At 45.1% G+C, this 25168-nt stretch carries 26 protein-coding genes, 1 tRNA gene and 1 pseudogene; 19 read left to right on the forward strand and 9 right to left on the reverse strand.

Features of this window, described 5'->3' with window-relative positions:
* Nucleotides 1-172: 172 nt before the first annotated feature.
* Nucleotides 173-1033, reverse strand: a complete 861-nt coding sequence (locus PQG66_RS02095; RefSeq protein WP_272036410.1) for an SDR family NAD(P)-dependent oxidoreductase — start codon at nt 1031-1033, stop codon at nt 173-175.
* A 203-nt stretch (nt 1034-1236) separates the two neighbouring features.
* Between PQG66_RS02095 and PQG66_RS02100 the strand changes: the two genes are divergently transcribed.
* The 5 genes from PQG66_RS02100 to PQG66_RS02120 all read left to right on the forward strand — a co-directional run bounded on the left by PQG66_RS02100 (nt 1237) and on the right by PQG66_RS02120 (nt 5458).
* Nucleotides 1237-1671 carry a MerR family transcriptional regulator gene (locus tag PQG66_RS02100; RefSeq protein WP_272034581.1) on the forward strand — a complete coding sequence of 145 codons (435 nt, stop codon included), beginning with the start codon at nt 1237-1239 and terminating at the stop codon, nt 1669-1671.
* Nucleotides 1672-1716: 45 nt separating this feature from the next.
* Nucleotides 1717-2625: a LysR family transcriptional regulator gene (locus tag PQG66_RS02105; protein ID WP_272034583.1), complete on the forward strand. Its 909-nt coding sequence runs from the start codon at nt 1717-1719 to the stop codon at nt 2623-2625.
* A 42-nt stretch (nt 2626-2667) separates the two neighbouring features.
* Nucleotides 2668-3408 (forward strand): spermidine synthase, encoded by a 741-nt coding sequence (locus tag PQG66_RS02110; RefSeq protein WP_334220760.1) that lies wholly within the window; start codon nt 2668-2670, stop codon nt 3406-3408.
* 153 nt (nt 3409-3561) lie between these two features.
* Complete coding sequence (locus tag PQG66_RS02115; protein ID WP_272034588.1) at nt 3562-5202, forward strand: sensor domain-containing diguanylate cyclase; 1641 nt, start codon at nt 3562-3564, stop codon at nt 5200-5202.
* A 172-nt stretch (nt 5203-5374) separates the two neighbouring features.
* Nucleotides 5375-5458 (forward strand) — tRNA-Leu (locus tag PQG66_RS02120).
* Between the two features lie 130 nt (nt 5459-5588).
* Here PQG66_RS02120 and PQG66_RS02125 read toward each other — a convergent pair.
* On the reverse strand, nt 5589-5780 hold the full coding sequence (locus PQG66_RS02125; protein WP_272034590.1) for a hypothetical protein: 192 nt from the start codon (nt 5778-5780) through the stop codon (nt 5589-5591).
* Nucleotides 5781-6062: 282 nt separating this feature from the next.
* On the reverse strand, nt 6063-6659 hold the full coding sequence (locus PQG66_RS02130) for a helix-turn-helix domain-containing protein (protein ID WP_272034592.1): 597 nt from the start codon (nt 6657-6659) through the stop codon (nt 6063-6065).
* A 455-nt stretch (nt 6660-7114) separates the two neighbouring features.
* On the opposite strand from PQG66_RS02130, the pseudogene PQG66_RS02135 reads away from it, so the two are divergent.
* The 10 genes and pseudogenes from PQG66_RS02135 to PQG66_RS02180 form a co-directional block, all read left to right on the forward strand.
* Nucleotides 7115-7525 (forward strand): annotated as a pseudogene (locus tag PQG66_RS02135) (phage holin family protein); the annotation flags it as partial.
* A gap of 282 nt (nt 7526-7807) precedes the next feature.
* Nucleotides 7808-8095: a Dabb family protein gene (locus PQG66_RS02140; protein ID WP_272034594.1), complete on the forward strand. Its 288-nt coding sequence runs from the start codon at nt 7808-7810 to the stop codon at nt 8093-8095.
* Nucleotides 8096-8268: 173 nt separating this feature from the next.
* On the forward strand, nt 8269-8724 hold the full coding sequence (locus tag PQG66_RS02145; RefSeq protein ID WP_272034596.1) for a DUF86 domain-containing protein: 456 nt from the start codon (nt 8269-8271) through the stop codon (nt 8722-8724).
* Between the two features lie 17 nt (nt 8725-8741).
* Nucleotides 8742-9644: a DUF4261 domain-containing protein gene (locus tag PQG66_RS02150; RefSeq protein ID WP_272034598.1), complete on the forward strand. Its 903-nt coding sequence runs from the start codon at nt 8742-8744 to the stop codon at nt 9642-9644.
* A gap of 183 nt (nt 9645-9827) precedes the next feature.
* Complete coding sequence (locus PQG66_RS25320) at nt 9828-10268, forward strand: YtxH domain-containing protein (RefSeq protein ID WP_334220749.1); 441 nt, start codon at nt 9828-9830, stop codon at nt 10266-10268.
* A gap of 228 nt (nt 10269-10496) precedes the next feature.
* Nucleotides 10497-11306 carry a glutamate racemase gene (gene racE / locus PQG66_RS02160; protein ID WP_272034600.1) on the forward strand — a complete coding sequence of 270 codons (810 nt, stop codon included), beginning with the start codon at nt 10497-10499 and terminating at the stop codon, nt 11304-11306.
* 287 nt (nt 11307-11593) lie between these two features.
* Complete coding sequence (locus PQG66_RS02165) at nt 11594-12826, forward strand: M14 family metallopeptidase (protein WP_442954995.1); 1233 nt, start codon at nt 11594-11596, stop codon at nt 12824-12826.
* A 109-nt stretch (nt 12827-12935) separates the two neighbouring features.
* On the forward strand, nt 12936-13193 hold the full coding sequence (locus tag PQG66_RS02170; RefSeq protein ID WP_272036414.1) for a hypothetical protein: 258 nt from the start codon (nt 12936-12938) through the stop codon (nt 13191-13193).
* Between the two features lie 143 nt (nt 13194-13336).
* Entirely contained in the window at nt 13337-13639 is a 303-nt protein-coding gene (locus PQG66_RS02175; RefSeq protein WP_272034602.1) for an iron-sulfur cluster assembly accessory protein, read from the forward strand.
* A gap of 21 nt (nt 13640-13660) precedes the next feature.
* On the forward strand, nt 13661-13882 hold the full coding sequence (locus PQG66_RS02180) for a DUF1450 domain-containing protein (RefSeq protein WP_272034604.1): 222 nt from the start codon (nt 13661-13663) through the stop codon (nt 13880-13882).
* A gap of 114 nt (nt 13883-13996) precedes the next feature.
* Here PQG66_RS02180 and PQG66_RS02185 read toward each other — a convergent pair whose 3' ends face one another.
* The gene (locus PQG66_RS02185) at nt 13997-14446 is read right to left on the reverse strand and encodes a hypothetical protein (RefSeq protein ID WP_272034606.1); all 450 of its coding nucleotides are present in this window, start codon (nt 14444-14446) and stop codon (nt 13997-13999) included.
* 155 nt (nt 14447-14601) lie between these two features.
* Between PQG66_RS02185 and PQG66_RS02190 the strand changes: the two genes are divergently transcribed.
* Both PQG66_RS02190 and PQG66_RS02195 read left to right on the forward strand, forming a co-directional pair.
* Entirely contained in the window at nt 14602-14880 is a 279-nt protein-coding gene (locus tag PQG66_RS02190; protein WP_272034609.1) for a hypothetical protein, read from the forward strand.
* A 130-nt stretch (nt 14881-15010) separates the two neighbouring features.
* Nucleotides 15011-15841, forward strand: coding sequence for an aldo/keto reductase (locus PQG66_RS02195; protein WP_272034611.1), 831 nt, complete (start codon nt 15011-15013; stop codon nt 15839-15841).
* A 474-nt stretch (nt 15842-16315) separates the two neighbouring features.
* Here PQG66_RS02195 and PQG66_RS02200 read toward each other — a convergent pair whose 3' ends face one another.
* The 4 genes from PQG66_RS02200 to PQG66_RS02215 all read right to left on the reverse strand — a co-directional run bounded on the left by PQG66_RS02200 (nt 16316) and on the right by PQG66_RS02215 (nt 21157).
* On the reverse strand, nt 16316-17050 hold the full coding sequence (locus PQG66_RS02200) for a DsbA family oxidoreductase (RefSeq protein WP_272034613.1): 735 nt from the start codon (nt 17048-17050) through the stop codon (nt 16316-16318).
* Between the two features lie 83 nt (nt 17051-17133).
* Nucleotides 17134-17565 carry a cytidine deaminase gene (locus tag PQG66_RS02205; RefSeq protein ID WP_272034615.1) on the reverse strand — a complete coding sequence of 144 codons (432 nt, stop codon included), beginning with the start codon at nt 17563-17565 and terminating at the stop codon, nt 17134-17136.
* A 111-nt stretch (nt 17566-17676) separates the two neighbouring features.
* Nucleotides 17677-19683: an LTA synthase family protein gene (locus tag PQG66_RS02210; RefSeq protein ID WP_272034617.1), complete on the reverse strand. Its 2007-nt coding sequence runs from the start codon at nt 19681-19683 to the stop codon at nt 17677-17679.
* A gap of 322 nt (nt 19684-20005) precedes the next feature.
* Nucleotides 20006-21157 carry a THUMP domain-containing class I SAM-dependent RNA methyltransferase gene (locus tag PQG66_RS02215; protein ID WP_272034619.1) on the reverse strand — a complete coding sequence of 384 codons (1152 nt, stop codon included), beginning with the start codon at nt 21155-21157 and terminating at the stop codon, nt 20006-20008.
* Nucleotides 21158-21419: 262 nt separating this feature from the next.
* Between PQG66_RS02215 and PQG66_RS02220 the strand changes: the two genes are divergently transcribed.
* On the forward strand, nt 21420-22055 hold the full coding sequence (locus PQG66_RS02220; RefSeq protein WP_442954997.1) for an O-methyltransferase: 636 nt from the start codon (nt 21420-21422) through the stop codon (nt 22053-22055).
* Between the two features lie 185 nt (nt 22056-22240).
* Here the strand turns inward: PQG66_RS02220 and PQG66_RS02225 are convergent, their stop codons facing one another.
* A complete protein-coding gene (locus PQG66_RS02225) occupies nt 22241-23452 on the reverse strand; it encodes an asparaginase (protein WP_272034623.1) in 1212 nt (403 codons plus the stop codon).
* 439 nt (nt 23453-23891) lie between these two features.
* Here PQG66_RS02225 and PQG66_RS02230 point away from each other — a divergent pair, with 439 nt between their 5' ends.
* On the forward strand, nt 23892-25094 hold the full coding sequence (locus PQG66_RS02230) for a cytochrome P450 (RefSeq protein WP_272034625.1): 1203 nt from the start codon (nt 23892-23894) through the stop codon (nt 25092-25094).
* Nucleotides 25095-25168 lie beyond the last annotated feature (74 nt).

Here is a 25168-nt window from a genome sequence, read left to right on the forward strand (position 1 = left end):
CCTCCCTGCTTATTGTAGGTTTCTCTCATCTTTACCCTATTTTGGACTAAATGATATAGGTTTATATTATTTAATACGACAAGCATTTCACTTTGTTAGGGTTTTTAAACACGTAATTTATCGGTCGAGTCTGACATCTGACAAAATCATCAAGGATCAGGTGAGCTGCTTTCTATAGAAGACTTTTGTTAGCCATATAATTCTGCTCATAGATTCCATGCACTCGCTGAAGTACAGCAGAGCCATGCTCGCTAAAGCGAAGGCGTTTTGCCTTATTGTTAACCAGAAACGAACCAGTTTCATGATTCACGGTCCCGAGTGCGGCATCATGAAGCAATGAGGCCCCGCGACTTGGGGGAGAAAAGAAGAGTTTCATGACAGGTTTGATATAGAAGGGCAAACCAGAGGCTTTGTTACTTTTTAGCGTATTGTTTCCACCGGGATCCACACTAAGAAGCCGAATACCATCTGACTTACCATTCATTGCAGCCTCACGTGTCCATAACGAGAGAGCAAGTTTGGATGCTGCGTACGGGCCAAATAACTTTTTAAACGTGGTAGGTCGTTCCAGTGAATGGAGATCGAACGTCTTGATCATGCCAAAAGCGCTTGAGGAGGTGTTCACCACGGTTTTCAATCTCCCTTGACGGAGCAGATCGTACAGCTCACGATAAATGATATAAGGAACCACCGTCTGAAGCTCAAAATGCAGCTCACGTCCCTGGTCTGAATATTGCAGGGTAGGTGTGCTTCCACCCGCGTTGTTGAAGAGAACGTCGACTGTATCCGTCTGTGATCGAATCTGCTCCAGCGCAGAGCGAAGGCTTGTGTAATTCGTTAGATTGGCTTGAACGGAGCGCAGTTGACCAGTGTTTAATGCGGCCTGAATATCGGTATCATCTGCTGGAAAGGAAGAACGGTTAAGAGCGATGATCTGCCATTGATTCGATAGAAGTTTTCGGGTGAGTTCAAGGCCAATTCCTGAAGTGGAGCCTGTAATTACAGCTGTGCGAAGCGTGTTAATAGGGTTCATCATGATGACCTCCCAGTGGTTTTAGTCATATCAGAATCCATCGGCATGAGGAAATAAAACATGTGACTTTTGCCGATTCATCTGTAGGAGAGCTCATTCTACAATTTGGAGTCGACTCCAAGTCAAATGGGAGATTCCGGCTTGACTTAGAGCTGGCTCCAAGTTATATGATAGAGAGAACTATGTGACAGGGAGGGCTATTGATGAGTGAGCGAACCCTATTCTCTATCCATGAAACTTCAGAACGCTCGGGGTTATCCAAGGATACCATTCGCTACTATGAGAAGATTGGTCTGCTTCCCCGTGCGGAGCGTAAAGCCAGTCGCCATCGGGTGTATTCCGAGCAGGACATTCAGACGATGATTCTGATTACTTGTATGAAAAAAACGGGCATGTCCCTTGAGGAAATAAAGCCATTTTTGCAGATGTCGCTCGAATCGGATCTGAATGATTTTCCGGAGGAACGGAACAAGTTGATTGATTACCAGAAAAAGGTAGAAGAGCAGATTACCTCTCTGCAACAGGTTATTAATTTTATTCAGAGTAAGCTCGAGCAGCGCAGCATGTTTCCTGAACGTTGTTCGCTGGAAGGGGAGAATCTAATAACGGGGCTTGCCAAAAGGAACAAATTCTCTTAATCTAGTGCGCTATGTACGATGGAATATGGAAAAAAGGAGTAAGTCATGACATTACAACAACTTAAATATGTGATTGAGGTGGCTACACGAGGCTCTATGAATGAAGCTGCGAAGCGGCTTTTTATCTCTCAGCCAAGCTTGTCCAATGCGATTCGTGATCTGGAGCAAGAACTTGGCATTACTATTTTTGAACGAACGAACAAAGGGATCACTCTCTCTAAGGAGGGGGTAGAGTTCCTGAGCTATGCCCGGCAGGTTGTGGAGCAAGCAGAACTGCTCGAAAACAGGTACTTGAATGCCAAACCGTCCCCGCAGCATTTCTCGGTATCAACACAACACTATGCGTTTGCTGTGAATGCCTTTGTAAAGCTTGTTCAGCAGTATGGTCATGATGAATATGAGCTTGCTTTACGCGAGACTAAAACATATGAGATTATTCAGGATGTCAAAAGCCTTCGCAGTGAGATTGGCATACTGTATCTGAACGAGTTCAACTCCAAAGTTATTAATAAATTGCTAAAGGACGCCGGTCTTGTGTTTACGAGCCTGTTTACGGCTAAACCACATATCTTTATCAGTGTCAACAATCCACTCGCCAAACAAGAGTCCGTAGCCATCGAGCAGCTTCAGGATTATCCTTACCTTTCATTTGATCAAGGGGAGTATAACTCTTTTCATTTTTCTGAAGAAATTCTGAGCACATTATCCCATCCGAAAAGTATTCAAGTGAATGACCGGGCAACGTTATTTAACCTGCTTATTGGTCTCAATGGATATACAATTTCTACAGGGGTGCTCAGTGCTGATCTGAATGGTAATGAGATCATTCCTGTGCCACTTGAATGTGAGGAGTCTATTAACGTAGGGTGGATATGTCATAAAAGTACGTCACTTTCGAATCTTGGTGTTGCTTATGTACAAGCTTTATATGAAGCGATTGGGTCACCTGAATGATATATAATGTTACGTGTTATAGAGAGGGGCAAGGCGTTGAGAGTGTTATATCGTAATAAAAGTGAACAGCATGAGTTAACCGTATATGAGACAGGGAAGCTTTATGAAGAGAAGGGTCATTTCCGCGTATTACAGTTCTCCGATGAAGCTGTCCAAGGGGTAATGGATCTGGAAGAACCTTCAAGAATTGTATTGGAGTATCCCCGAGCTATGTTGCATTTGATGGAACGAAATAATCCTGATTATAACTGTGTTTTTCTAGTGGGGCATGGTATTGGTACATTGTCTTCTCATCTCTCTGATCGACAAATCAAGGTGGCCGAGCTGGATGAGGAAGTTGTAGAAATAAGTCAGCACTTCTTTGGTTATGATGGCCCTTCTGTCTTCGTGGGGGACGGTCGAGCGTTGCTGGAACGTGAAAAGAATGGAATATACGACTACATTGTCATTGATGCATTTACAGCGAAGGGAACGCCAGAACAGTTTACAAATAGCTCCTTTTTTAACGTGGTGAAACAAAAGCTGCATACAGGTGGAGCTGTGATGCTCAATGTGTTTGGACGGTCTGGAAACGATTATCTTGTTAATGCAATCTTCACCACGCTTTCGAAGGCGTTTCCTTATACACGGGCCTTTGCTCTCCCGGCAGAGCCGAATGAGATTCAGAATCGTATTTTAGTGGGGAGCCTTCACCCGATTGATGCACAGGTTAAGCAGATGGCAGGTTTCATAGAACAATTCCTGGAAGAAGGTTATATCATTCACGGTGCAGTAGACGCCTAAGGAATTGCAGATTTCATGTGCCGTTAGATTGTCATGGAATTGTCAAATCTATTAATTATATGTGAAGATATCATTTTCTTTTCATCGATTCTTAACATCTTTATTATAGAATAGAATGGATATGCCTTTTTATGAGAATCCGGGGGAAGTAAAATGATTGCAAAAGAAGAAATATCCAGATTACGTAGAAAAGTCAAGGAATTCAAGAAGATCAGTCTTACAGCACTACTGGGCGGATTCGTTACGATCTCGGTTTTGATGACATTGACTATTATGGTGATTACATCATATACCACACAGAAACAGGCACTGATTGATAACACCCTTAAGCTTAACAACGCAAGTGCAGTGCAGATGAGCCAAATGCTTGAATCCTTGTTCGAATCCATGCAAAAAAGCTTGAAATATGGAGCGGAGTATTTTGAAAATGACGATTTCAAAGACAAGGGGAAACTCAACTCTACAATGGATTTAATCCGTAATAGCAGCAATTATTTTAATACTCTGGTTCTGACTGACGAGACGGGGCTTGTACTGTCGAGGTCACCTTATTCGGAGGAGAATGTCGGAAAATATATTAGCTCTGATGCGGCCAAAGCGGCGATTCAAGCTAGAACCTCATACATATCGGATGCTTATCTGACACCGCGATCCAAGCGCAAAATCGCCTTTATCAGTGAACCGATTATTGATGCTGAGGGAGAGTTTAAAGGATTAATTAGCGGAAGCATCTACTTGCAGGAAAATAATATACTGGATTTATCATTTGGAAGTCAACTTAAAGCCAGTAATGGAACGTATTTTTATATTATTGACCATAATGGGGCGATACTCTTTCATCCAGATGTTAACCGAATTGGACAAAATTTAAGCCAGAACACAGTCGTTCAAAAAATGATGAAAAATCAGACAGGACAAGAAAAATATACGAACCTGGACGGGGTAAGCACCCTTGCAGGGTATTCCAAAGTTTCGGCTACCGATTGGGGGGTTGTTGTCGTATCCCCAACGCAAATTGTGTATGATCAATTAAATCTTCAGATCGGCATGCTGCTGCTTTACACAGCGATACCGTTTATTCTGTTGACCCTGATTGTATTGAGGGTTGCCCGCAAACTTGTGCACCCGTTTGTATTTCTAGCTGATCTTGTGCAACAAGTGGACAAAGGGCGGGTAGATCTTCCTGCCGTGAAACCACACTGGAACAGAGAAGCTGACTTGCTTACGCGTACGATGCTTGGGGCCATGGCAAGTTTCAGGAATAAGACGGATCAATTGGTGTACGATGCGAGAACAGACGTCTTAACCGGTTTGAATAATCGCAGGACCTTCGAGGAAGTTATACAGGAATGGATACATGATGAGACTCCGTTTGCCATTATTGTTCTGGATATTGACCGATTCAAGTTAATTAATGATACCTATGGTCATTCTACCGGAGATGAGGTATTAAAACAGATTGCTAAACGCATACAGGCGTCTGTTCAACCTGTAGATATTTGTTTCCGCTTTGGTGGGGAAGAGTTTGTGGTGTTGCTGCGTAATCATGATTCCAAAATGGCGTATGACGTGGCGGAGCGAATACGCATTTCCGTTGAAGAAAGTGTACTGGTTGTCGATCGTTCGATTACGATCTCGGCTGGTATAGCTGAGTTTCCAATGCACTCCCAGTCCGAATCCGAACTATTTCATTTGGCGGACAATGCGTTATATCTGGCCAAGGAAGAGGGACGCAATCGGACGGTTGTGATTCAGACGGTGGATAAACAAAATAATAGAAACAGCTTCCTATGAATAGAGGCTGTTTCTTTTTTATTGATCCAAATGCTCTGGAATTAGCTAGGCGAAGGAGGAATCAAAAGTTGTTGCATTATATATTCGAAACATGTATACTCTGAATTACGGTAAAACAAGGAATTTTTTCACCGTATACGCTTTTCATCGATGATGAGAAGATACATCATATGCGGTCGTGGCGGAATTGGCAGACGCGCACGGTTCAGGTCCGTGTGGGCTAACCCCCGTGGAGGTTCGAGTCCTCTCGACCGCATCCAATAGAAAGGCTTGTACTTGCTCCAAGTGGGCAAAAGTACAAGCCTTTTTTAAATCTCTAACTGAGCGCATAGCACCACCAGGAGATGTGACTGTAACTTCTCTGAGCCAGTGATCATATCGGGGTGTTAACGCTCCTGCATGCGGCTATGCCATGCTGAGATGACAAGCAGACCAGCCAGTATGCCACCCAAACCACACAAGGTCACGCAGAACATCAACTGGACTGGCTCCAAGCGGAACAAAAAAGAGATGCCACTACCCAAGGTTGTTCCCCCAAGAAAGCCGAGGGCGATTCCCAAATGTCTATACGAACGCATTGCTTCACCTGCTTTTTTATAAATGAAGTATCGTGCTTTCAGATTATTTCTGAATTAGTCCTACATGTTGTATAACGCTATATGTATAGATAAACACAAACGCGGTTTGTTTCTCTTCAGTTTGCCGTCCTTGCAGGTAAATTATGCATAACTCTTCTCGAATTTCAATATTATTCATAAAATGAGCAAGGATCATGTACGATCGAGGCGATAAAAAAGTCCAACATAAAAAGGCTCTCGCTCCAGTAAACGAGCGGAGAGCCTTTTTGTCTGTTCACTATTTTAAGAGTGACGACGATCTTTCAGAATGACATCTGCGAACAGAATGGTCTTTGGAATGCGGAAAAATTGCTCCGCTTGCTCTTGAAACGCGGCAGAAGGCAGCGTTCCCTGATGCAGCCATTTGCGGAAAGTGCCGGGGTGAACCCCGATCCAGTGGCTGACATCTGTCACCGACAAATCATGGACCATACACAAGCCAGTTAAAATTCGGTTACTTACTGGGGAGCGAGTAACCGTCCGCTTCATAAAGCGGGAAGGCTCAGGTTGACAGATCACAGGGCTGTTACGCACGACTTCCTCATTGAAAAGAATATGCCGTGGGTAGCCAAGCAATTGACAAGTCTTGTCCAGATTGGTACTGCCGGGTATTCGCCCTTCGTACACCCACGCACTTACACTGCGTGATGAGATGGATAAGTCTTCGGCGAGCTGAGACAATTTAATATCGTTGGCCATCAGCACGGCAAGAAGAACACGATTGCGGATTTGACAGCGTGTCGGTTTGCGGAACCGTTTAACACGGACACCTTTTCCCAAATATTTTCGGTTGATCAGAGACCACGCCTGGATGGAATGTTGTTCTGGTTGATTAGGCATATTTCCTCCGATTTTTTTTAACCAAATACTACAATAAACGATGGGGTACTTTCAAGTGCCGTGTCTATCGATTTGAAAAGGGTTAGCACTCCATGTTACATCAAAGAGGGAACTACGAACTAGACGTTTCGTTATTCACATCCTAGTATATTCCTAGATTACAATGATTCACTAAAAATCATGGAATGATTTGTATATGATGTTATTATATTTAGTTCCTTAGACCTAATACTAGTTCTTTAGAACTTTTGTGTGATTTTTGTTGATATTATGCTGTTTGTTTCCCGCAATTCCCAATCTAATTATATTTCTTGCCAGGCTAATCCACTCAAAAAGTGCACAAATCCGAAATGACAATCCGCTTGTTCAGTAAGACAACTGTGCCTGTCACATTCTCCTTTTTTTACATATATTGTAGGGTGCAAATAATAGAACACAATGGAGAGGTGAGGAACATGAGTCCAGCGGTAAGTTCGTTTACTGCCATTTCGGGAGCGATTGTGACGTTTGCTTTTGGTGGGTGGGATCAGCTGCTCAGTCTGCTTGCTATCGCTATGGCAATTGATTATATTACAGGTTTGGCGGCTGCTGTGAGAACAGGAACGGGCTTGAATAGCAATATTGGCTTTTGGGGGCTTGCACGTAAAGGGCTCATGCTGACCGTTGTTCTACTTGCTCATCGTATTGACCTGATCATGGGAACCGATATTATCAAAGGTGGTGCCATTTATTTTTATCTGGTAAATGAGCTGATCTCCATAACGGAGAACTACGCCAGGATTGGGCTACCATTACCCAACAAGCTCAGACAGGCTATCGCGGTTCTAAAGAAACAGGAAGAACAGAACCCTCTGTCCGATAAGGAGTGGACGATACCTCAGCAGAATTCTGCTAGTCCGTCTACCGTGAATGAAAGTATGCAAGCAGAAGAAAACGTTCAAGCTGGGGGCGCAGAAGAGACGCAGGAGAAGGAACAGTCCCCCTCTAAGCCGTAAAAGGTATCTAAGAGGGGATAGTGAAGTACATTCTTCACTGTTCGGGAAACGCATACAACCATCCTTTCGTAATAGCCGGTGATATGATATATTTTGGATACACGAAACATTCAAATCAATGTACTAACTAATTCAAACGAGGTGTTTACCCAGATGATTAAGCATATTGTACTGTTCAAAATGAAAGATCGTTCCGCAGAAAGCATTGAAGCTGCTGCTCAGGTTCTTCGTAATCTGGAAGGTAAAATTGACGTGCTGATTTCACTTGAGATAGGTGTCGATGTACTGCGTTCAGATCGTTCGTTCGACATTTCACTTACGGCGGAGTTCGCTTCACTGGAAGATCTTCAGGCGTATCAGGTTCACCCGCTGCATCAGGAAGTCATCAAGTATATGAATGAAGTCAGAGAACAATCCATTGCTGTTGATTATGTAATCTAAAAAGCACTCATTAAATTATGGATGTGAAGGTGAATCTTCATGAGCGATTTAAGAGACGTTATGGAATTTTCATTTATTTTTATTGTGTTCCTGATCGCCTGTCCTGTCATGATCTTTTGGCTTAAACGTAGAGGCAAGCGAAATCAATAACTCATTGAACGGGAAGTGAATTGATGTATTACGTGAACAGGGAGCAGATTGCTCGTCGGCTTGACGCAGTAACGGAAGTATCCGAAGGGCTTCGACAGGCTGTACAGAACTGGGATGGCGGCCTGATGTTAGGGATGGTTCAGGAACGCTGCTTGCATCTCGCTATTGAAATCGTGACGGATGTGGGGAGTTATCTCATCGATGGTTTCATCATGAGAGATGCGAGCAGTTATGATGATATTATTCAGATTAACTATGAAGAGAACGTGTTTGATGAATCTACGTACGAGGTATTGCGTCAACTCGTTACGTTACGTAAACCGCTTGTACAAGATTATTACAGTTGGGAACGGACAATGTTACATCCACTAAGTGCGACTTTGCCGGATATACTGGAACATTTCTCAGATCAGGTAAGTACTTATGTGGAAAAAGAACTTGGTCCTTTTCAGGGGAATGAAGGCCAAGGGACAGAGTAAGGAATGAGGTAATTAGCATGGAGAAACAACCAAAAGAGACGGATCAAGGGAGTCGCGAAAGTGGTGAGTTAACTTCAGGCTTCCATCCTGTGTATATGGTGGAGTTCCTGTTCAATGAACAGCCAGATGTGAAACAAAGCGAGTTACAGGAGGCGTTGATCCATCGAACGGGCCAAGGCCGACTGGATGTGAGGGAAGCTGAAAAGGGTCAGGGAGATCAGAATATACTGGTGTTCTACCATATGGCCCATAAGGTTGCCTTTCAGGAAGGCAGTATCCCAGCGCAGACCTGTTTCCTCCCGGTACACGAGATCGTGGAACGTGCACGATTTGCAGGGGCTATACAGCAAGCTTGGCATTGGCCTGAAGCAGGACAAGCTGTAGCTTCAGCCCGGTATTCCTTTCGGATTCATGATATGTTTACTGCGGCTATGCCGAGGAAGCAGCGTCTCGACTTGTTTCAGAAAACAGTATTGGCTGTGCTGGATACACTGGATTGTGATGCACTTTACTGGTATGGCAGCGACAAGTTGGTTGAGCCTGAAGCTTATATTCAATCTCAGGAGCGTGAAGAGCATCTGTACGCTGCAATGAATGTACGGATGTATCAGGCAGGTGGGACGGAGCAGAAACGGGAAATGGTCATGGACACCGTAGGGTTGTCTGCACTGGGCGTACCGGATGTGCAATGTCACTTCACTGGACTTGACCCTGATACGGTGGCACAGACGCTGCTCGGTGCTGCATATTACATATTTGACCAGGGAGATGTGCTGCAAGACGGTCAGACTTTGGGCTCGTCAGGGGGGCAGCGCTGGCGCTGTGAGCATCAGGCTGCCCTAATAGCGCCAGGACGATATGTTATAGATCTGAATCCGGGAGAAGAGCATACTGTATCCGCAACGCAGACGGTTCAGTAAAACAGGATTAGGATGGGTATCTTAAGCTGGAGTGGTATTTGTTAAGATTTTTTCAATCCGTTGTGTCAGGTCAAGCCCATCATGCTTATAATGCATCAAAAGAGTAGGCATTGGCCCAGATCAATAGAGTCAACCTCTGGTTCATAAACCGATGTCTAATTCAATGTGAGGGAGAGATGGATCATGAAAGATTCGAACAAAAGCTTGTTGTTGGGTGCTCTAATCGGCTCGGTGGTAGGCTCGGTTACTGCACTGCTGCTGGCTCCAAAATCGGGACGTGAACTGCGTCAGGATATCTCCGAAGGTGCTCGTCAAGTCACGGACAAAGGTCAAGAATTCGCTGCGAAAGTTGGAGAGCAAAGCTCCCAGATCGTATCCAAAGTGAAGGAAACGGCAGATGTGGTCATTAAGGATATCCAGTCCTGGCGTTGCTCTTCGGACGGCAAAGAAATCCGGATTTCTGCTGCAATCACAGACACGGATCAAGTGGATGAAGTGAAAGATCAAGTTCAGTCTGAGATTCCAGATGAAGCGCAGAATCAGGGGCTGAAATTGGTTTCAACCGAGCAAGGCAAGGAGAACATTGCAAAGCTTACTGCGGATGAGTCCAAAGATGAGAATTAACTAAGCGGTTGTGATGCCAGCAGGCTTTCCGTAATTAGCGGAAAGCCTGCTTTATTGTGTGTCTATACGCTGCATGAAAACTGGGGGCTTAGATTTATATTTGAACACATGGATGAAATCGGGTAAGATGTAGGTACCTTTTTGCCGGAAAATTCATAGGGTAGGTAGAAAGCTTTTTTGATATAGGGATATCAGAATGAATTTAATGAAGAAGGAAGCGGTGTGTTCGTGCAGCAAGCTATCGCTATATTAGACTCCGGTGTAGGGGGATTGACCGTTGCGAAAGAAGTGATGCGTCAGCTCCCACGGGAAAAGATCATTTATTTTGGGGACACTGCCCGGACACCGTACGGACCCCGTTCGTCCGAACAAGTGAAACAATTTACGGAGCAAATCGTTGATTTTTTGATCCAGTTCAATCCGAAGGTCATTGTTATCGCCTGCAATACTGCGACAGCCGCGGCACTGGAATATATCCGAGCCAAGGTGAATGTTCCTGTCATAGGAGTAATCCATCCCGGGGCAAGAGCAGCCATTATGGCGACACGTACCGGTCGAATCGGTGTAATTGGCACTTTGGGTACCATCGGAAGTGGTGCATATACGTCAGCACTCAAGCAGTTGTCTCCATATGTGAATGTGGTGAGTCAAGCTTGTCCTGCTCTGGTGCCGTTGGTGGAGCAAGGTGAATTTCGTTCAGAACATACAACCAAAACAGTGGATCAAGCGCTCGGAGAGATCAAAGGACAGCCTATTGACTGCCTGATTCTCGGCTGCACGCATTATCCGTTTCTAATGGACACGATTCAGGATGTCATGGGGCAGGACGTGAAGCTCATCAGTTCAGCCGATGAAACAGCAAGGGAAATCAGTACGATTCTATATGACAAGCGCAAGCTGGCAAGTGGAGATGAAACACCAGTGCATCAGTTTTTCTGTACAGGGGATCCGCGCATGTTCCAGAATATTACGAAGCAGTGGCTAGGAGAACAAATTTCCAAGACACCGGTCGTGTGGCAAGTCACTAAGTTATCATAATAATTTATTATTTTTGTATTGATCCGATTATTGCAATGATAAAAAGAGTTAAGTTGGATTCATCGTTCTTACATGTTTTCGTCAAGCCCGGACCAGAATAGGTCCGGGCTTTTTTATATTTTTCAATATAGAGTACCGTGTGGTCTGCTCTGGGGGCATTGACTAACAAAGAAGTCTGCGAACGATATCACATGAAGGACAACCGGGTTGGCATACGATTATATAGATACGATGAGATGAGATAAGCAACAATCGGGAGAATCGGTTCCTGTAGAAGGGAGAACATCATGGAATTGCAATGGATTATCGTGAAAACAGGTGACACGCTGCCGCGGATTGCTTCGGCATATCGAATGACCAAGGAACTCTTATGTGCCTTGAATCCTGAGGCTGCAGCACAGCCTTATCTGCTTACCGGGCAGATGTTACGTGTGATGCCTGGAACTGGACGCCGGTATGCGGTGCCACCAGGAGAGACCGTGCACGACACAGCAGTGCGTTTTGGATTAACGGAAGATCAGCTTCGTGCGCATAATCCAGAAATCGCCATGGTAAAAGACTGGGGAGGCTGCTATATACATATTCCTCAGGCGGGAAGAAAGACGATCGTGAACATCGAGGGTGAGTATGGATATCAAGAATTGATGAGAGATATACAGCAACTGGAATCGCGTTATTCCTGTGTTCAATCCGGTGCGATTGGTACAAGTGTGATGGGCAAAACATTACCCTATGTGCGGATTGGGCAAGGGCCACGCCATATTCATGTTAATGCATCGGTTCATGCCAATGAATGGTTGACCACTCCTGTACTGATGCGATTTATTGAAGAATACGCTGAGGCATATAGCTCAAATACACCTTGGCATACTTTTGATCCCCAGCGCTGGATGCAAGAAACGACCTTATGGGCTGTACCTATGGTGAATCCGGACGGTGTAGAGTTGGTTCAGGAAGGTGTGGTGAACCACCATACGTATGCTTCTGAATTACTAGCGTGGAATGGTGGTCGTCCGCACTTTACACACTGGAAGGCTAACATCCGAGGTGTAGATCTGAACGATCAGTTTCCAGCACATTGGGATGAGGAGATTGCACGCAGAGGCGTTCTATCTCCTGGCCCGAGGGATTACGCCGGAACGGCTCCACTGACTGAACCTGAGGCGCAGGCACTGGCACAGTGGACGCAGGAACATGCCTTTGCTGCGGTTGTGTCTCTGCATAGCCAAGGTCAAGAAATCTATTGGAATTACCGGGACCTGGAGCCGAGAGAAAGTGCACCGCTGTCGCGCAAGCTTGCCAAAGCATCAGGATATAAAGCGGTGAAGCTTGGTGGCAGTGATGCAGGTTATAAGGATTGGTTTATACAAACATTCGGAAGGCCCGGCTTCACTGTAGAGGTCGGTCTGGGCGTGAATCCGCTGCCAGTAGAGCAATTCGATGATATTTGCGTCGAAGTGGGCATGCTACTGGCAGAACTGCTATCTCACGGAGAGCGTGAGGCCGGAACGATGGGGTAGAGATGAAACAAATCGGAAGTTTAGCCGTATAACTGAAACGGGCGCTTGGAGCGGCGCTCGTTTTTTATCTTTTAATATCGAAGCTTAGTCAATAAAGGGGGTTCATATGATGAAATGGAGAAAGCTGCTGTCGTTTCAGCGGTGGGCCCATGTGTTCAAGAGACTTCCGCGTCTTTTAAGGGCTCCACAGATTCCTTTGGGTGAAAAACTGTTGTTCGTCATTCCTGCGCTGCTATATTGGGTGCTGCCTGATGTTATGCCATTCATGCCCGTGGATGATATTGGTGTAACGCTGATTCTGATGAACTGGTTTGTCAGCCGAGCTGAACGTAAATATCCTGTGATTGCGGAAAAGACAACATCCTGAGTTCTTGTCGAAAATAGAACTTCCACGCGTTTTCACATCAATGTTATTGCGATTAAGGATAACTTTCTTTACAATAGATGCTGAAGTGTTAACGAATGCTGAAATTGTTGAAACCAGCAATGATGATATAGGAGATGAATCGAATGAACTGCAAAATTACTCGTAATGCAGCGAAAGTGCTGAAGCTTGAACTCGACAAGCCAGAGAACGAAGGCAAAAAATTACGCGTTGTGATTACACATGCACATGGGGATCATGCTCATTACGGACTTGACTTGGATACACCAGGAGATAACGACACGGTTGTATCTACGGATAAAGGTATTGACGTGATTTTGGAAAATGGACAGCCTATGCTTGATGGCGTGAAAATTGATTACCTCTACTTGCCACAAGAAGGATTTGTCATCACAAATCCATCCAAAGGCAACCACGGCGACCACTAAGGGAGCGAAGAAGGGGAACTCATGGCTAACGATATCCGTATATGCGAAAAATGTAATCATATCCGATTGAAGTCGATTGTGCCCAAGTTGGAGAAGATGGCTCCAGGCACTGAAGTCAAGATCGGTTGTAAATCTTATTGCGGCCCATGTGCCAAGCGTGCTTTTGTTTTCATTAATGGCCGATATATCAGCGCTCCTACAGAGGAAGAAGTGCTAACGAAAGTGGCTAAGTTCATTAAGTAACCATACAGCAGGTGAGGTATGCTGGAGTTACGTTGTGAACAGTAATAGAGAATGTGCGAATTCCACAAAGGAGAGGCTAAAGGCCGCTCCTTTGTGCGTTGATGTCTTTGTTTCTCAGCCCAGCTCCTGTTGAACATCCTGGTCTGAATGAAGTAGAGATAGTTGAAAGGTATTCTCTTGAATTTGGATAGCAATCCGGACATCGCCTTTGTTCAGGAAGTGCACATGGCCCATGCGTTCCTCCTCCAGTTCTGTCCAACCAGCCTCATGTAGCTTCTGAAAATAATCAACGGGCGGATATAAGCCTTGTTCACCCCCGATGTTTTTCAGTTCATAGGTTTCACTTCGGGATAGCGTCGGATCATCGGAATAGGCCTTGGATTCAATAAGTTTAGCATTAGCTGGAACGGGGAGATCCTGATGAAGCGCTGATGAGGTGTATCCTGTGATCTCATAAGCTGAGCTTACAGGGCGCTGATTCCAAAAATATATGAAAGATAGTACGATTAAAACAGATAGTATTGAAACCGTCAGCAGGTGTAAACCAAAGAACTTTGTTTTCAAGTGGCATCCCTCCTTTTTATTGTAAACCGTCCCCCTCTTGTTAACGTATATTGGAGAGAAAAGGTTGAACAAAAAATTCAAAAAAAGAATAAGTCTGCTTGGTACAAACCATGCTAACAGTGTAACAGGAATAAGCTTCCGAGGAGGAATAACTCATGCCCAAGCGTTATGATTCCAGTTTGCAAGCAGATACAACCGTATCTCAGGCGCAGAATTCGGTGAACAAGCTTCATTATGCTGTTTCCCAGGCTATGTCCCACCCGAATGTACAGACCATTGTACAAGCAGAACAGCGTCTCGCACATACCGAACAGGCAATGAAGCAAGCGGAGCTGTCTCTGGGGGGACAGGGCTTTGAGTTGGCACAGGAAATGTTCATTGAGGAGAAGGAGAGACTCCATTCACTCCAGAATCAGCAGCAAGGGAAGAAATAAATTGTTCCTGTTACACTGGAACCTGTAGGCCATGATGGCCTGCAGGTTTTTTGGTGTTTTTCAGCGCTTAAAATTCTGTCAGAAGGTTAATAAACCGAGAGCAGGCAAAAATCAATACGGGAGGTACAAGATGACAAAACATATTACAGATTGTACAATTCTAAACAACGGAGTGACAATGCCATGGCTTGGAATCGGGACTTATAAAGCAAAGGGAAAAGAAGTACAACAGGCAGTAGAGACAGCTTTGGAAGTAGGATATCGCAGCATCGATACTGCGTCGATATATGGCAATGAGGAGGAAGTGGGACAAGCCATTGCCAGAAGTGGTGTAGCCCGCAACGAACTGTTTGTAACAACGAAGCTATGGAACGATGATCAAGGTTATGATTCAACGCTTAGAGCGTTTGAAGCCAGTCAGAAGGCACTTGGTTTAAATGTTATTGATCTGTATCTCATTCACTGGCCTGGCCGTGATCAATATAAAGAGACGTGGAGAGCGTTCGAACGTCTGTATAGCGAAGGAAGTGTGCGTGCGATTGGTGTGAGCAATTTTCAGGTGCATCATCTGCGCGAGATTATCAACGAAGGCGGTACAGTGCCTGCCGTGAATCAGGTGGAACTGCACCCCGGACTGATCCAGCAGGAGCTCCAGGATTTTTGCGGAGCACAGGGCATTCAGCTTGAGGCATGGAGTCCGATTATGAAAGGTAAGTTGAATCAGGATTCAACCCTCAAAGGACTAGCCCAGAAGTATGGCAAAACGCCAGCTCAAATCATTCTCCGCTGGGATATTCAAAATCAGATTGTAACGATCCCCAAATCGGTAACCCCTGAGCGGATTCGCGAGAATGCGGATATCTTTGATTTTGAACTGACACCAGATGAGCTGAGACAGATTGATGCACTGGATGCTAATAAGCGTACAGGATCGCATCCGGATCAACTATTTTGGGATTAGGGGCGAAGCTGATTTTCCAGTTCAATGATGGACGTTTCGTGAGAGCTCCGGTGACGAATCGTTCTTTCGATCGCTGTTGTTTTCGAATTTCCTTGATTGAAGTTTTTAAAGGTTTGAAATTCGAAACCAAAGGCGAACGCTACGCTTCTACAGAATCGATTTCGTCCCCTCCGCAGCATTGTTTGGTAGGAGAGTCACTGGGAAAAGGAGCTTCTTAAGGCAAGGGAAGTGACAAAACGGAGGGCTTGCTTCTCCGTTTTGTTTTGATTTTCAACTTTTCTAATATGAAGAGGAAGGCCGCGGGTTATGAATATATAGATTATAAAAAATGAGAACAGTGAAAATTGAAGGCCAGAAAAAAGTTTTAAAGGTGTTTCAAAAGTGCTACAAGGCAAATTGAAGGCCATTGAATAACGACATTAAAAAAGCAGCAAGGTCATGAGGCATAGTCATGGTCCTGCTGCTTTTTTAGTGTTAGTTTGACGGTTTGTTTTGTGGAACTTCGCAACCTTCGTCTGTACATACACCACTGCCATCTGCTGTGGCATCATTAGACTCTACGATGGTGAACGGGGAACGATCGTCCCATGCTTTTTGCAGGGCATCCATGAATACATCGTCAGCCTGTGCACCAGAGATAGCGAATTTGCGATCTAGCACGAAAAAGGGTACGCCGCGAATGCCGAGTTGTGCACCCTCGGCCTGATCAGCACGTACATTCTCCGTGAATTGGTCACTGGAGAGAACTGCAGCCGCAGCTTCACGATCCAAGCCCACGTCTTGAGCGAGTTCAGCCAGCACTTGATGATCGCCGGTATGTTTACCTTCCATGAAAATAGCTTGAAATAAACGTTCACTTAGTTCAAGTGCTTTACCCTGTGTGTCTGCCCAGTGTGTCAAACGGTGGGCAGCAAAGGAGTTTGTCGGAATCATTGCATCAATATTATATTCGAGACCTGCTGTACGAGCATTGGCATTCATCTGAGCATTCATACCGCGGGCTTGTTCTTCACTGATATTATATTTTGAAGTAAGGTACGCTGTATTTGTTTTGCCGCTGTTCACTTCAGCATTAGGGTCAAGTTCAAAACTTTTAAACTTTAGCTTCACTTCATCCCGGTGAGGGAATTTCTCTAATACGTTTTCCAGACGCCGTTTACCGATATAACAAAAAGGACACATATAGTCGGACCATATTTCGATATTCATTGGGTGATAACCTCCATCATAATGTTAAATAAATTGAAACTTTTGTAGTTACAATTATATAGCTGCTTTCTATGATTCGCAAGTTAATCGTGTGTACTTTGATATGCTCTGGACCAGTGATGGGGCTGAATTTCATTTAATGTTTTGAAAATAAGGCGTCCCGACGGATCGTATACCCCAGCTTTAACATCCCCACCCCAGTAAAAAAGGCGCTCCTGGCAGATTCCGCAAGGGGTAAGTACTTTGAATGCTGAGTTTTCGTCATCACGTGCGATGCAAAGAGAGTGGGTTACGCGCTCGTTTAATTTGTGTGCCTCGAGATAAGCCCCCGTCTCCATACATAAGTTCGTGGCATCATTAATGACTTCTGGAGCTACGCTAATGAGTAGTGAGCCGGCATCCGTATACACTACGCCTGCTCCGCCCCAACCTTGAGGATACCGCTGTTGTACAAACTCGGCAGCAGCATCAAACAGCTTTTGTTCTATATCGAATGAATCGATGTTGGATGACATGAGATGATGTTCCCCTTTTTCGCATAGTGTGATCAGACTTTATTCAAATGATTGATTTGGTTTTTCCTAACTAAGATATGACAGCTTCACGCCTGCGCTTGGTGGATTTCATTACTCCTCACGGAATTGACGAATTAGATCATGGGTAATCAACGTATCGGAAATATGCAAACGTTCGGATGCTCGATCAAAACCTGCTTTACAAGCGTTGATGTCGGTCTTGGCGTGAGTGGATAGTTCATAACAGGTTCCGTTTGCGTAAATGTAATCATCAGATGGAATATAGAACACCTGACCATCCGTAAACGATCCGTTACGCAGCACTACCATACGTTCAGAGCCATCGTACACGTTGTTGCCCATATGATAATAGGAGTCATCTGAAATTCCGAGCAAGTGCAGAACAGACGGTGTAATATCTAGCTGTCCTGATGGTTTTTCAAATGTGCCTGCTTCAGCTCCGTCTGGTAAATGTACCAGCAGTGGTACTTCGCTCATGATCTGTGCCATGTCGAGGTCGTTCAGCGGACGACCTAAAAACTTCTCATATAAAGCTGTATCGGTAATGGAGTTGTCATGGTCACCGTAGAACATAAAGATCGTTTTTTTCCATAATCCGCGATTCTTCAGGTCCTCCACCATACTTCCAAGCGCAGCATCTACATAATGAACAGACTGCAGATAGTTTCCAAACATCGTGCCTTGGAATTCGCCCACATCCAGTTGCTGTTTATCTTTGGGCAAGGAGTAAGGATGGTGGCTGGTAAGTGTGATAAGGAATGAATAGAACGGCTCGTGCACCTCACTACTCATTTTCTCTACGGATTGACGGAAAAAGGACGAATCAGACAAAGACCAACCAAGCGGGTCGTCCACTACAAAATCATTTTTGCTGTAGAACTTGTCATACTTCATATTCTGATACATCGTGTAGCGATTCCAGAAGCTACTCTCGTAGGCGTGAAATGCGTTGGTGCTATACCCTTGACTCTTCAAGATAGAAGGCAGTGAATCATACGCATGGTCCGGGTAACGCACAAATGCTGATCCTACAGGAAGAGGGTGCAACGAGATATTCGCGCCGAAGTCGGCATCTGACGTTCTGCCTTGACCGGTCTGATGGTAGAAGTGGCTGTAATACTGGCTTTCTTTCATCAATTCGTTAAAATGCGGTGTAATTTCCTGTCCGCCAATGCTTTTACCGATCATAAAATTCATAAAGGCTTCGCCTTGCACAATAATGACGTTGCTATCTTTATATTTTCCAAATAATGCTTGGTCACGCTCTACTGTATTCGACTGCTGTCGATCTGTAAAGTAAGCTTTCACCTGCTCGATATCGGCTGGATCAGCCTCGGGGCTGGAGCCAATATGATCTTTGACATAGGTATACACATCATACCCGTGAAAAGCGAGCAATCCGGTTACGTTGTACATGGATACATTCCACCAATTATTATCAAACAGTCCTTTGGCCCAGGTTTTGCTGTAATAATAAATGGGCCCTGCGGCTAGCCCCAGTCCTAGAACGAGAGCAGTGAAGCCTGCCAACAGGCGGCGACGAAGACGTTTTTTACGAGAGGTGGGGGAAGTCAAGATGTAACCTCCATCGCTTCCGTTATAGCTGCCAGTATTTGAGCTTGATGTTTGAACTGAGCGATGACGTCTGCCAAACAGCAGGATTACCGCACACGGAATGACGATTAACCAATCGGCAAAAAACCAAAAATCACGGGCATAGATCAAGGTGGCAATGCTGTCACCAAGTGCGTCTACCTGTCGTGCCTGTAACAGAACCGGAACAGTCAGGAAATCTTGAAAGTAGCGGTAATAAACCATATCAGCATAAATCAGCGCAGTAAGGAGCAGGTGAAGTAGAGCAAGTGAAGCGATCATGCCTCTACGTGGCAGCCACCAGACCCAGAAAGACAGAAGCAGCAAGGAGCCGACCGCAATCACTTTGTCGAGCAGTCCCATTGTAATGTAATTCGCGTTAAGATTGTTATGTAGCAACATGAGTTTGAGTAGAATGAGTATAGCGAAAATAACATATAGCGTTAATGGATGAAGCAGAAACCCGCGCGTTTTGGCACTTCGCCTAGGCTGAGTGAAAACCATGACGTTTTCCCCCTTATTCAGATAGTGAATGATTGTTTTGTTAATGATTAGCTAATAGGTCGCTAATGAGTCGTTGAATGATTCTTGAAAAAAGATTAACTCCATTCGCTGGTTTTGTTAACGGAATGTAAAGCAGGGCTTCATATATTATAGCGTGACCGTTTGGCATTTCAACTATGCTCGTCAAACCGGTTAGATTTACAAAAATACAAAACTGACCAACGAACAAACTAAAAACGAAAAAACGGAAAAACGAAAAAACGGAAAAACGAAAAAACGCCCTAACCATAAAGGTCAGAGCGTTTCTTATACATACATATTCTTAAGCTTGTGGTGTTTTGTTGCGCGGCGGGAGTGGCCCTAAATACTGATAATATTGGGTTTCAATCCGTCCGTTAAACAGCTTGCGGCGCTTGTCCGCTTTGTGTCCGAAGTACTCTTCGAATGCTTTGGTGGAGGTGATGGCAAAGAATGACCACGTCGGCATCTCCAGGTATGATCGTCCGAGGGAGCGGAGGAGCTTCTGCACTTCTTTTTCCTCACTCAAACGTTCGCCGTATGGCGGGTTGGTAATGATTACACCGTACTCCCCTTGGGGTCTAGCCCGGTGGGCTGGCAGTAAGCTCACTTCGATATCTTTGGCAAAACCAGCACTTTTGATTGCCGCTTGTGCAACTTCAATCGCTTCAGGATCGATGTCGCTGCCTGAAATCTGCAGAGGCACATCGTCTCGAACAGCATCGAATGCTTCCTCACGCGCTTGTTCCCAGAGTTCAGCGGGAATTACGTCCCAATTCTCGGAGTTAAACGTGCGGCGAAGCCCTGGCGCGATATTCCAGCCAATCATGGCAGCTTCGATAAGCAACGTCCCCGACCCACAGCAGGGATCGTAGAACGGACGGGAGACATTCCAGCGGCTAAGCTGAATCAGAGCAGCTGCGAGTGTTTCCTTGAGTGGTGCTTCTGTCACGAGTCTGCGATATCCACGTTTGTGGAGTCCAGGACCTGTTGTGTCAAGTGTAATAAGAGCACGATCATTCAAGAGAATCACTTCGACCACATAACGCGCTCCATTTTCAGGAAACCATTCGGTGTGATGTGTCAGCTTCAGCTTTTCAACAATCGCCTTTTTGACGATACCTTGAGACGCAGGTACGCTGCTGAGCTGTGACTTCTGTGATCTTCCTTCTACGGGGAACTCACCATCTGCAGGAATCCATTCCTCCCAAGGCAGTGCTTTGGTGCCTTCAAACAATTCATCGAAAGTGGTTGCAGGGAATTCACCCATATTAACCAATACACGATCCGAACTTCTTAACCACAGGTTACAGCGGCAGATGTCGATATAGTCTCCTGTGAAAAATACCCGTCCATTGTCGATCTTGACGTCTTCATACCCCAACTGTTTTAATTCCCGGGCAACGACGGCCTCGAGTCCCATCGCGGAGGTTGCAATCAATTGCAATCGAGCCATGTGAATTCATTCAACTCCATTTCAGGCCGCAACAAGCTTAAGCTTATTGTAGCGATATAGTAACGGTGCGGCTTGCCGCATTCCGTGAAAAAACATACAATGAGTAATGCGGTCTGAACCGCAAGACTTCTATACAAGCAATGTAGTGTTCAAAGCTATGAGCTGGACAACAAACATTCATTATAAAACATTGGCATCCATATGGAAAGCAGTTCAAGTGCATTTATATGGAACCCAGTCCAAGTATCCAAGGAGGAACTTCGTGGTGAATCTGACCCCTGAAGAATATGTAAATCAATTATTTCAAGAGGATGAGCTTCTGTTAAAAGTAAAAGAAGCTATTCGAGCGAATGGCATGCCGGAGGTTTCGGTAGCTGCGGCTTATGGACGTTTGCTGACCTTCCTGGCGAGAACTTCGAAGGCTCAAGCTGTGCTCGAAATTGGTGTGCTAGGTGGATACAGTGGGATCTGCCTGGCTCGTGGGATGAGAGATGAAGGTACGCTGACTTCCCTTGAATTAAAAGAAGAGTATGCAGCCATGGCTCGCGGGCATTTGGAGGAAGCTGGGTTCGGCAGTCAGGTAGAATACCGGATCGGGCCTGCGGCAGACAGTCTTGAGCAATTGGCAAAGGAAGGGCGAACCTTCGATTTCTTCTTTATTGACGCAGATAAGGAAAATTATCCGGTATATCTCGATTATGCGATTCGTCTTGCGCGTTCAGGCGCAGTCATCGTAGGTGATAACTGTTTCTTGCGTGGCCGCACCCTCAATCCGGACAAGCAAGGGCCAGCAGTACTCGCTATGCGTCGCTTCAACGAACAGATGGCAAGTGACCCACGTCTCGTTACGACTATGCTTCCGGACTACGATGGCTTGGCGCTGGCGTGGGTGAAATAGTTAACGTCAGATGGTATGCTACTGAGATTCGAGAAAATGGTAATCCATATATGTTAAGATTTCTTTCCCACAGTAGTCTGTTTAATTCATTATAAAGGTTGAAAATGCAGGAAAAAAGCCGAAGCAGATCGTACCACTGCTTCGGCCTTTTTACGTACACAAGCCAATCATTTTTCCTGATTATTTTATACCTCTGGTGTTCCATATGTCTCAAACCAATTTTTAATGGTATCAAAATCATCACTGAAGGAGAGTCCGAGCATCAACAGAATTCGTGCTTGTTGAGGACTGAGGTTATCCCCGGCGATGATACCTTTGCCTCCGCCGTACACGCTGCCTGAACCTGTTCGGGTGGTTGTGACGAAAATAATCCCTTCTTCAATCGCCTTCGTACGGGCCTGAACCATTGCTCTGGAGATGCCGCCTGCCCCTGTACCGGAAGTGACGATGCCTTTCACTCCGCTCTTCACAAATCCTTCAATTGCTCCACCACCAGCCTCCTGATAGGAGATGGCTATTTCTACTTTGGCAAGGTCCGCTTTAGTGATTTTGCTCAGGTCGAATACAGGCTTCGTTGTACCTTTGGGATTCATGGCCCGAGCTGGAGCGCGATAAATCCGAATGTTTTCTTCATCAATATAACCAACAGCACCTAGCATTGGCGTTTCGAAGGTATCCGTACGGTAATCATTGGTTTTGGTTACGCCGCGTGCGAGTTGGATCGTATCGTTCAGCATCAACACCGTGCCGAATGATTCAGTTCGGCCGCTACCTGCCAGCTTAATTGCATTGTACAGATTCGCTTGGGCATCAGATCCGATCACCGTCCAAGGTCGCATCGAGCCTGTGATGATGACAGGTCTATCGCTTTGAACCGTCATATCGAGGAAGTAAGCAATTTCCTCCATAGTATCTGTACCTGTGGTGACCACAACGCTGTCATATTGAGCGAGTGCTTTATCCACGGTTTGAGATAGGTCGTACAGGTCAGCCATCGTATAAGAGCCTGAACCGGAATTTCCGAATTGAAGTGTGCTCACGTCTGCAATCTTTTGTTTGTCTGGCAGATCTCTGACCATGTCATCAATAAGCAGTGTGCCTGCTTTGTAATTTTGGAAGCTGGTTGCGTCCTCGGATTGTCCCGCGATCGTTCCGCCTGTACCGATTACAAGCACATTAGGGAGCGTGGATTGTTTGGAGGATTCCGGTACAGCCGGGATCGTAGTATTGCGTTCTGGTGTCGTTGGGGTACTCTGAACAACACTCGAGGTACCTTTTACCTCTACCGTAGCCGCTTGAGCAGCATAAGTTCCCACGGGTGACAGGGAAAGGATGAGTGCGGTTAGTGCAGCAGTGCTCCATACAGCCCAAGGGCGGAGGATAGATTGTTTTTTCATGTTAACACGCTCCTTAAAGTGATGTTTGTGTTAGGTAATCTCTATTTTTATGTGTATTAGATTAGGATTATTTTATTTTGTGTTAACTAATATAACAAACTTATATTTTGGTAGGGATAACGATTACATTTTGAGTATTTAAGAGTATATTGGGTGATTAGTTTGGGAAAATGATTGATTTTAAATTAAGATAATTTAGAATGAGGCGAAGGATTTATTGATATTTGTGTTATGCAAGAAATAAATGTGTAATATTATCTAACATTGGTGTGGCGATGCTTATGAGGATAATTAGGAGTAATTAAGGGTAGATGGTAGCATTCGTTGGGTCGTGAGACTTATTTATGTTTTTTTGTATGGAAACTATATCCAGTTGTGTGTATAATGAATGAGAAATTATATGTAAATAAATATATATTATTGATTGGAGGAAACCACGATGAAACAAGCACCTCAAAAGTATGCGAATTATATTCCGATTCGAGAATTAAACAGCACGGAACAGCGGTTATTCCCCTTCCAGGTGTATGCAGAACTTCGTGATAACACTCCAGTCCGTTATGATGAGTATCGAGAGTGTTGGGATGTATTTCGATATGAAGATGTGCAGTATGTTTTGAAAAATCCAAAGTTGTTCTCATCCGAGCGCAGTTCAGGTGGTTCAAGTATGTTAACGACGGATCCTCCAAAGCACAAGCAACTTCGTGATCTGGTCAATCAGGCATTTACTCCGAAAGCGATTGAAGCACTATCCCCTCGTATTCAAGAGATTACGGATGAGTTGCTATCTGTGCATCTGCCTGATGAACGGATGAATTTGATTGATGACTTCGCAACACCGCTGCCTGTCATTGTCATTGCTGAATTAATTGGAGTGCCTGCCGTAGATCGTCTCAAATTCAAACATTGGTCTGATGTACTTGTTCAAGGCGCACGTGATGACACGGAAGAGGCTTTTCAGGAGTTGGTGAACGAGAAACGGCAGAACATGCAAGAGTTATATGCTTATTTCACAGACATTCTCGAACAGCGCCGTTCAGAACCGAAGGACGACCTGATCTCTCTGTTGTTAGGAGCGGAGATAGACGGCCAGAAGCTCACTGAAGAGGAAGTAGTGAATTTTTGTATTTTGCTGCTAGCTGCCGGGAATGAGACAACTACCAATCTGATTGCGAATGCTGTGCGCATCCTCTCTGAGCGACCTGATGTACAGAATGAATTGCGTGGAAATCCGGAGAAGATTGCAAGTGCTATAGAAGAGACGCTGCGTTACTATCCGCCCATTGTTGCGATTGGTCGTGTAGCGAGAGAGAACGTGGAGTTAAACGGCCAACTCATTATGGCTGGGGATCAGGTTATCGCTTGGGTGGGATCTGCCAACCGCGACGCCGCTCAGTTTGAGCATGCAGATGAATTTATATTGGATCGTAAGCCAAACAGGCACATGGGATTCGGTTTCGGGATTCATTTCTGTCTTGGTGCGCCTCTTGCTCGTTTGGAAGCCCGAGTTGCACTGCATACCATGCTCCAACGTATGGAAAAGATCGAACTTGTTCCGGAAACGGCGTTGGAACCGATTCAAAGCGCGTTTGTATTCGGCGTGAAAGAGTACCCGATTCAGTTTCACCATCGAAGATCATAAAAGAATAAAAGAAAGCCGCTCTCAGGCCTGAAAAGACCTGAAGCGGCTTTGGATTGTTGCATATGTTACTCTAT

This window comes from Paenibacillus sp. JJ-100, from assembly GCF_948329825.1.
Taxonomy (GTDB): Bacteria; Bacillota; Bacilli; order Paenibacillales; family Paenibacillaceae; genus Paenibacillus.

Coding starts and splice junctions, on each gene's coding strand:
- PQG66_RS02100 (WP_272034581.1), top strand. CDS start 1,237: ATGAGTGAGCGAACCCTATTCTCTATCCATGAAACTTCAGAACGCTCG.
- PQG66_RS02150 (WP_272034598.1), top strand. CDS start 8,742: ATGGAGAAACAACCAAAAGAGACGGATCAAGGGAGTCGCGAAAGTGGT.
- PQG66_RS02140 (WP_272034594.1), top strand. CDS start 7,808: ATGATTAAGCATATTGTACTGTTCAAAATGAAAGATCGTTCCGCAGAA.
- PQG66_RS02215 (WP_272034619.1), bottom strand. CDS start 21,157: ATGGCTCGATTGCAATTGATTGCAACCTCCGCGATGGGACTCGAGGCC.
- PQG66_RS02200 (WP_272034613.1), bottom strand. CDS start 17,050: ATGAATATCGAAATATGGTCCGACTATATGTGTCCTTTTTGTTATATC.
- PQG66_RS02130 (WP_272034592.1), bottom strand. CDS start 6,659: ATGCCTAATCAACCAGAACAACATTCCATCCAGGCGTGGTCTCTGATC.
- PQG66_RS02230 (WP_272034625.1), top strand. CDS start 23,892: ATGAAACAAGCACCTCAAAAGTATGCGAATTATATTCCGATTCGAGAA.
- PQG66_RS02175 (WP_272034602.1), top strand. CDS start 13,337: ATGAACTGCAAAATTACTCGTAATGCAGCGAAAGTGCTGAAGCTTGAA.
- PQG66_RS02105 (WP_272034583.1), top strand. CDS start 1,717: ATGACATTACAACAACTTAAATATGTGATTGAGGTGGCTACACGAGGC.
- PQG66_RS02145 (WP_272034596.1), top strand. CDS start 8,269: ATGTATTACGTGAACAGGGAGCAGATTGCTCGTCGGCTTGACGCAGTA.
- PQG66_RS02125 (WP_272034590.1), bottom strand. CDS start 5,780: ATGCGTTCGTATAGACATTTGGGAATCGCCCTCGGCTTTCTTGGGGGA.
- PQG66_RS25320 (WP_334220749.1), top strand. CDS start 9,828: ATGAAAGATTCGAACAAAAGCTTGTTGTTGGGTGCTCTAATCGGCTCG.
- PQG66_RS02205 (WP_272034615.1), bottom strand. CDS start 17,565: ATGTCATCCAACATCGATTCATTCGATATAGAACAAAAGCTGTTTGAT.
- PQG66_RS02190 (WP_272034609.1), top strand. CDS start 14,602: ATGCCCAAGCGTTATGATTCCAGTTTGCAAGCAGATACAACCGTATCT.
- PQG66_RS02180 (WP_272034604.1), top strand. CDS start 13,661: ATGGCTAACGATATCCGTATATGCGAAAAATGTAATCATATCCGATTG.
- PQG66_RS02225 (WP_272034623.1), bottom strand. CDS start 23,452: ATGAAAAAACAATCTATCCTCCGCCCTTGGGCTGTATGGAGCACTGCT.
- PQG66_RS02170 (WP_272036414.1), top strand. CDS start 12,936: ATGAAATGGAGAAAGCTGCTGTCGTTTCAGCGGTGGGCCCATGTGTTC.
- PQG66_RS02195 (WP_272034611.1), top strand. CDS start 15,011: ATGACAAAACATATTACAGATTGTACAATTCTAAACAACGGAGTGACA.
- PQG66_RS02165 (WP_442954995.1), top strand. CDS start 11,594: ATGGAATTGCAATGGATTATCGTGAAAACAGGTGACACGCTGCCGCGG.
- PQG66_RS02115 (WP_272034588.1), top strand. CDS start 3,562: ATGATTGCAAAAGAAGAAATATCCAGATTACGTAGAAAAGTCAAGGAA.
- PQG66_RS02095 (WP_272036410.1), bottom strand. CDS start 1,033: ATGAACCCTATTAACACGCTTCGCACAGCTGTAATTACAGGCTCCACT.
- PQG66_RS02210 (WP_272034617.1), bottom strand. CDS start 19,683: ATGGTTTTCACTCAGCCTAGGCGAAGTGCCAAAACGCGCGGGTTTCTG.